At 70.4% G+C, this 5,353-nt stretch carries 6 protein-coding genes; 1 reads left to right on the top strand and 5 read right to left on the bottom strand.

The genetic code is table 11. The annotated features are described in order from the left end of the window. Both ACQKIP_RS38680 and ACQKIP_RS38675 read right to left on the bottom strand, forming a co-directional pair. On the bottom strand, positions 1-206 hold a 206-nt coding region (locus ACQKIP_RS38680), incomplete at its 3' end, for a nitroreductase/quinone reductase family protein (RefSeq protein WP_427745218.1). Between the two features lie 90 nt (positions 207-296). Next, on the bottom strand, positions 297-833 hold the full coding sequence (locus tag ACQKIP_RS38675; protein ID WP_365864980.1) for a dihydrofolate reductase family protein: 537 nt from the start codon (positions 831-833) through the stop codon (positions 297-299). A 46-nt stretch (positions 834-879) separates the two neighbouring features. On the opposite strand from ACQKIP_RS38675, the gene ACQKIP_RS38670 reads away from it, so the two are divergent. Then, complete coding sequence (locus tag ACQKIP_RS38670) at positions 880-1,368, top strand: hypothetical protein (protein WP_365864982.1); 489 nt, start codon at positions 880-882, stop codon at positions 1,366-1,368. A gap of 9 nt (positions 1,369-1,377) precedes the next feature. On the opposite strand, the gene ACQKIP_RS38665 is transcribed toward ACQKIP_RS38670, so the two are convergent. From ACQKIP_RS38665 to ACQKIP_RS38655, 3 genes are all read right to left on the bottom strand, one after another. Further along, positions 1,378-2,952: a PTS ascorbate transporter subunit IIC gene (locus ACQKIP_RS38665; RefSeq protein ID WP_365864984.1), complete on the bottom strand. Its 1,575-nt coding sequence runs from the start codon at positions 2,950-2,952 to the stop codon at positions 1,378-1,380. Between the two features lie 68 nt (positions 2,953-3,020). Then, positions 3,021-3,830, bottom strand: coding sequence for a PTS sugar transporter subunit IIA (locus ACQKIP_RS38660; protein ID WP_365864986.1), 810 nt, complete (start codon positions 3,828-3,830; stop codon positions 3,021-3,023). 164 nt (positions 3,831-3,994) lie between these two features. Next, a partial coding sequence (locus tag ACQKIP_RS38655; RefSeq protein WP_427745217.1) for a glycoside hydrolase family 3 C-terminal domain-containing protein occupies positions 3,995-5,353 on the bottom strand: 1,359 nt, incomplete at its 5' end.

The raw sequence follows: 5,353 nt of genomic DNA, 5'->3' as shown, positions 1-5,353 counted from the left end.
GCCGCATACTGCCCCTCGTGTTCCACGCGCATCAGCGGGATCTTGCGGATCTTGCCGCTCTTCGCGCCGCGCGTCGTGAGAATGATGATGGGCAGGCCCGTGTCCCACAGCGTGGCCCCCTGCGTGCCGCCCGAACTCTCGTACAACTCGACCTGGTCGCGCACCCACTGTGCCGGACTCGGCTCGTACTGGCCCTCAAGAGGCATCGTGATCCGCCTGCCGTCGCGTACGGATAGTGTCGCGCTGTTCAACACGGGCACCGCGCGGATTCATCCCCGCCGCCCTGCCGGCGAGCCCTACTTGCGCACGCGGAAGCGCAGCATGGTGACCCCGCCCGACTGGATGTTGCTGAGCGGCTCCAGATCGATCCGGTCGAGGCCCGGCGGTGCGAAGCGAACGCCGTCGCCGAGCAGCACCGGCAGTACGTACACCAGGATCTCGTCGACGAGGCCGCGTCGCAGGCACTGGGCGGCCACGTCGGCGCCGAGGATCTCCAGGTTCTTGTCGCCGGCGGCGCGGCGTGCCGTGGCCACGGCCTCTTCGATGTCGCCGGTGAGGCAGGTGACGTTGGGGTCCGGCTCGCCGAGCGGGCGGTGGGTGAGGACGAACTGCGTCCCGCCGTCGTAGGCGGGGTTCTCGTCGGACATGCCCTTGCCGACCTCGTACGTGCCCCGGCCGATGAGCATGGCGCCGGTGGCCGCCATGACCTCCGGGAACGTCGCCGACGTCATGTGCTCGAAGATCCAGTCCATCGTGTGGCCGGGACCGGCGATGAACCCGTCCAGGGACATCACTCTGTTCACGACTACTTTGCCGGTGCTCGCATGCGTCAAGCGTCTTCTCCAAGCAGGCGGAGGGCCGGGATCGCATCATAGTGCGGTGAGCAACATCTTTTCCGGCGGCAGCCACGAACTGGACCTGTCGAATGGCGCCACCGCGGTGTTCGTCGACGTGCTGATGCTCGCCGTGTCCGATCTCGCCTCCGAGGACTGGGGCTTCCGCTTCGCGGCGTTGCTGATCTTGCAGGACCAGAACGTGGTGGGGCGCGGTGCCGTCGGGTTCGACCTGGCGGAGTTCGACTGGGGTGCGACGCAGCGGGAACGTGCCCGTGCGAAGGACTTCGTGCTGCGGGCCACGGCACTCGCGGCGAGCGGACACCGCTGGAGCGAGCTGGATTACCACCCGCCCCGCGTCCAGGACTACCTGCACCGCTTCGCCACCATGGTGGAGTCCTTCACGCCGCCCGCCCAGAGCGGCGGCGCGCGCGGCTTCCCCGGCCCGGACGAGGCCGCGATGGCCTCGTGCGTGCGCCACCGCGTCCTTGGCGCGCTCCCGCTCTGGGACGGCTGCTTCCTCTGCGATCGGTAGCACCAGGCCCTAGTCCTGTGGCGGAGGCGGCGGCTTCGGGGCGCCTGCCGGCGGGGCGATCTTCGCGTACGTGCGGGTCGTGGTCCCGGCCGAAGTCTCCGGGGCGTCCGTGGTCTCCCGGGCCGGCGGGGGCAGGAAGGTGTCGCGTGCGGCGCCCGGGTCCCAGCCGGTGTCGACGACCTTCTTCTGCCAGGCGATGGCGGCGACGAGGATGACGGCGCCGATCAGGAGCATGAGGACGATGCCGGCCACCGAGCCCGCCTTCGCGGTGTTGCCGATGATCAGGCCGAACCAGCCGAAGTCGGCGTCCCCGAAGGTGGTGTTGGCCGAGCCGAACGAGCCGAGGACGCCGAGCAGGAACGCGGGCAGCAGGGTGATGATGACGCCGTTGAGGAACGCGCCGACGGCGGCGCCGCGGCGGCCGCCCGTCGCGTTGCCGAAGACGCCCGCCGCGCCGCCGGTGAAGAAGTGCGGGACCAGGCCCGGCAGGACGAGGGCCGTGCCGAAGGCGGGGTTCAGGACTCCGGCCAGCAGCCCCAGGGTGACCAGGCCGCCGGTGAAGGAGCAGATGAAGCCGACCAGGACGGCGTTTTGTGCGTAGGGGAAGACGATGGGGGCGTCCAGGGCGGGGATGGCGCCGGGCACGACCTTCTGGGCGATTCCCTGGAAGGCGGGGACGAGTTCACCCAGGATCGTGCGGACGCCGAAGAGGATGACGGCGACGGCGATGCCGAACTGGAGGCCCTGGCCCAGTGAGGACATCAGGTAGTTGCCGATCCCGGTCGAGCCGGGGTCGCCCTTCCCTGACGAGTAGGCCTGGAATGCCTCTGTCCTGCCGGCCTTGGCCAGGAAGACGACGGCCATGATCATGTAGATGATGACCATGGACAGGGCGGTTGCCACCATCGAGTCGCGCAGGAAGCGCAGGCCCTCGGGGAGGTTCATCTCCTCCGTGGAGCGGCTCTTCTTGCCGATGGCCTGGCCGGTCGCGCCGGAGACGATGTAGCCCGCCGTGCCGAAGTGCCCGACGGCGACGGTGTTGTTGCCGGTGACGCGTTTGGTCCAGGGGTGGGCGAAGGCCGGCATCGCGACCAGCATGATGCCCAGCAGGACGCCGCCGGCGACCACCACGACCCAGGAGGTGACTCCGGCCGTGGCGAGGACCATCGTCAGCAGTGTCGCCATGAACAGCATGTGATGGCCGGTCAGGAACACGTACGAGAGTGGTGTGAAGCGGGCCAGGAGCAGGCTGACGAGGAACCCGAGGATCATCAGCCACGCCACGCGCGAGCCGTACTCGGCCTGGGCGATGCCGACGATGGCCTCGTTGGTGGGGATGACGCCGTGCGAGCCGGTCGCACCGGTGATCATCTTGCCGAGGGGTTCGAGCGAGGCGGTGACCAGGGTCGCTCCGGCGCCGATCAGCAGGAAGCCGAGCGTTGCCTTGATGGCGCCGCCGACGACCTGGCCGGTCGACTTCTTCAGGGCGATGAGGCCGACGGCGGTGATGATGCCGATGAGATAGGCGGGGACGGCGAGGATTTCGTTGACGATGAATTTCGCGATGTCGACGAGGACGTTCATGGGCTTCCCGGGACTTCCTGGAGGTTCGGCGGGGACGGGGCGCGGGGGAGGGGCGGCGGACCGCCGGTTCAGACGTCGTACAGATCGCGCAGCGCGGCGTCCACTTCCTTGGCGCTGGTGAAGTCCTCGATCACCCGCACGGGCACGCCCACGTCGCCCAGAGCCCTGGCGATCTCACGGGAGGTCAGGATGGCGACGGCCTCGGAGGCCTTGCCCTTGGCGGAGATGGTGTCGGTCGCTTCGGTGTTGATGTAGCGCGACCACTTCCAGCGGCCGAGCACCTTGTCGAGGGTCGACTTGAGGAACAGGCTCGTTCCGACGCCGTTGCCGCAGACGGTCAGGATGGTGTGCGTGCCGCCGGAGCCTCCTGCGGCCTCGGTGGCCGCGGGCCCGGATGGGGCGAGCGGCTCGGCCGGCTCGGCGGGTTCTTCGGCCCGCAGGAGGATCTGCCGCACCGACTCGGGGGTCGGCGCCTGGTCGAGGGCCTCTACCGTCTCCGGGTCGGCGAGCAGCCGGGCGAGGGCGCCCATCGCCTCCGTGTGCGCGGAGGCGTCCGTCGCGGCCAGGGCGACGACCAGGCGCACCGGGTCGTTCGTCTCGTGGCCGAAGGGGACGGGCTCGACCAGACGCACCCAGGACATGCCGGTGCGCCGGACGGCGGGTGAGGGCCGTGCGTGGGCGAAGGCGAAGCCGGGAGCGACGACGATGTACGGCCCGTTCTCCTCCACCGTACGGAGCATCTCCTGGGTGTAGGTGTCCGTACTGACGCCGTTGGTGACGAGCAGGTCCCCGGCGGCACGGATGGCGCCCTGCCAGTCGGGGGCGGGGGCATCGAGGCGGATGGCCTCGACGGGGAGCAGTTCGGTGAGCTGGGGCATGAGGCAGGGATACCTCATCGAAGCACGGATCTGATGAAGATTCGGTCGGGCTCCTGAGGTGACGTGTCGCGGCCTTCTCCACCTCCGCGTGTCCACATTTTCCGCGGCTTGCTCCCCGCCCGCCCGCCATGCGGGCGGGCGGGCGGGGAGGCCGCCCATGCACGTCAGATCGCGGTGTCCGCGAAGCGGGTGACCGCGGCGTCGATCTGTTCCTCGCTGAGCGGGAAGCCCGGGAAGCGGGACAGCCGTTGCAGCGGTATCGCCCGGATCATCTGCCCGTTGTGCGGGTCGGCCATGATGGCGCCGAAGCCTTCGTCGCCGATCGCCGCGCGGAGCCACGGCCCGGCCTCGGTGTGGGACAGCCACGCCTCGGCCGAGGAGTCGGACCGCAGGGGGAGGGCCTGGTTGTCGCCGGTCAGCGCGATGGTGGTCTCCAGGCGGATGTCACGGGATGAGGCACCCACGCGCAGGCCGAAGCTGCCGCCCTCCACGGCCCATCGGCCCAGGGTTTCGTGCCAGTAGGCGAAGGCCCGCTGCCCCAGGCTGAGGGTGACCTGGCGGCTCTCGGCGGGCTCCAGGGTGACCCGCCCGAAGGCGCGCAGTTCCTGGGCCGGCCGGGCGACGCTCGCTTCGGGGTCGGTGACATAGACCTGGACCGTCTCGGTGCCCGGCCGCTCACCGGTGTTGGTGACCGTGACGGTGATCTCGACGTGCGGCTCTGCTCCGTCCGACCGTATGAGGACGTCGAGGTCCTCGTAGGCGAACGTCGTGTAGGACAGGCCGTGGCCGAAGGGATAGGCGACGGGCATCTGACGTGTGTCGTACCAGCGGTAGCCGATCAGCAGGCCTTCCCCGTAGTGGACCCGGCCGAAGGCGCCGGGGAAGTTGCCCAGTGCCGGGTTGTCCGCCTGGCGCAGCGGAATGGTCTCGGCGAGCTTGCCCGAGGGGGTGGCGGCGCCCAGGAGGAGGTCGGCGATGGCGCTGCCGCCGGCCTGGCCCGACAGCCAGCCCTCCAGGACCGCCAGGGCCCGGTCCTGCCAGGGTGTCAGGCGGACGACGGAGCCGTTGGTGAGGACCACCACGAGGCGCGGGTTGACGTCGGCGACGGCATTGAGCAGATCGATCTGGTGGGCGGGCAGGTCCAGGTGGGTGCGGTCGTATCCCTCGGACTCGTAGGAGGCGGGCAGGCCGAGGAAGAGCACGGCGACGTCGGCGCCTCGCGCAGTGCGCACGGCCTCGGCGACCAGGGCGGGATCGGCTGTTTCGCACTCCAGCGCGAAGCCGGGCGCGAAGGCTACCTCGCGGCGGCCGTCGACGGCGGTGCGCAGGGCGTCGAGCGCCGAGTCGGCACGCGTCGGGTTGACCTGGGAGGAGCCGGCGCCCTGGAAGCGGGGCGTGCGGGCGAACTCGCCGATCACGGCGATCCGTCCGCCGTCGGCCGGGTCCAGCGGCAGGATGCCCTGGTCGTTCTTGAGCAGTACGGCGCTGGCGCGGGCGGCCTCGTGCGCGAGACGGTGGTGGGC

This window comes from Streptomyces sp. NPDC059900 (assembly GCF_050270335.1).
Classification (GTDB): domain Bacteria; phylum Actinomycetota; class Actinomycetes; order Streptomycetales; family Streptomycetaceae; genus Streptomyces.
The sequence above is the reverse complement of the archived record's forward strand: the minus strand, read 5'-3'. Positions and strand labels throughout refer to the sequence as shown.

What these genes read in the sequence shown, in the direction of transcription:
- ACQKIP_RS38665 (WP_365864984.1), bottom strand. Translation starts at nt 2,952, where the DNA reads ATGAACGTCCTCGTCGACATCGCGAAATTCATCGTCAACGAAATCCTC.
- ACQKIP_RS38660 (WP_365864986.1), bottom strand. Translation starts at nt 3,830, where the DNA reads ATGCCCCAGCTCACCGAACTGCTCCCCGTCGAGGCCATCCGCCTCGAT.